The organism is Roseateles sp. P5_B10 (assembly GCF_056400485.1).
Map to the genome: position 1 here is coordinate 1 of NZ_JBFULE010001231.1, position 1,089 is coordinate 1,089.

General features: G+C 70.2%; 2 protein-coding genes. Both read right to left on the bottom strand.

Going from position 1 to position 1,089, the window contains the following annotated elements; translation table 11 throughout:
• Positions 1-501: hypothetical protein (locus AC1DU6_RS32320; RefSeq protein WP_477862315.1), on the bottom strand; the 501-nt coding region annotated here is incomplete at its 3' end.
• A gap of 55 nt (positions 502-556) precedes the next feature.
• Positions 557-1,089: NRDE family protein (locus tag AC1DU6_RS32325; protein WP_477862316.1), on the bottom strand; the 533-nt coding region annotated here is incomplete at its 5' end.

Sequence of the window (1,089 nt, forward strand, 5' to 3'; positions counted from 1 at the left end):
AAGGAGGGCGATGCAGGCCGCGACGATGATGCCGACCACGCTCAAACGCCGGGCCAGCGTTCGTGGCGGGCCGGCCAGCAGGCCCAGGCAGGCGAACAGCAGCAGCAGGGCCACGCAGCCATTGGGTGAGATGCGGCCGGGGTGAGGACTCAGCGCCGTCGGCAGCACGCCGGGGCGGGTGATGTCGATACCCAGGGACAGGCCCCCCACGGCCTCGATGAGCATCAAGGCTGGCAACACGGCCATCAGCAGTGCCATGCCCTGCACGGCGCGCCTGGCAGCAGCGCTTGGCGCTTGCCCGCTGCGCCAGCCGGCCATGACCCAGGCCGTGGCGCCGCCGAGCAGCAGCAGCACCGACGACACGATGCCGATCTCGGCCAGCCCGGGCAGGAAACTGCCGACATCCAGTTGCAGGCACCAGCGCACCGCGACAAAGCCGGCCAGGAGCATGCAGGCCAGCGCGGTCCAACGGGCGGTCGACAGGCGAGGCAAGGGTTTCATCGGGCAGCGAGAAGCGGCAGTGCCCGCCTGTATATCAGCTTGAGCGGCGCCTGGGTCAGGGCCAGCGGCTCAATTCGTGGTGGACGGGCGGGAGCCAGTCACCGCCGGCCGTGATGCTGCGCTCGATGACGTGGGTAGTACCGTTGGCCTCACGGATCAGCACGGTCGCACAACGAGTGCCGTAGACGGCAACGCCGGGCTGCGCGGGGTCGGTCATGCGCACGAAGCGGGGCGACAGCAGGCGCTCCCGGGCCAGGCCGACGCCGGTGTCGGGCAGGGCCGCGTCCGGAGCCGGCGTGGCGTCGGCCAGCGCGGCGAAGAGCCGGCTTGCCAGTTGCTGCACCGAGGTTGAGCTGTCGAGCGCCTCGGCCAGCGCTTCCGACAGGCCCAAGGTCTTGGGCCAGGGCGTGTCAAGCGAGGCATTCGATAGCGCGTGGATGCCGGGCCGCAGTTCAAGCGGCGCGGAGGCACGGTTGCTGATCCAGTGCCAGGCGTTGCGGGCCAGATCGGCAGTGACGAGATTGAAACCGTTGTAGCCCTGTGCCAGCCCGGCCGCGAAATCGTCAGCGTCGCTGGACGAGCCAAGCC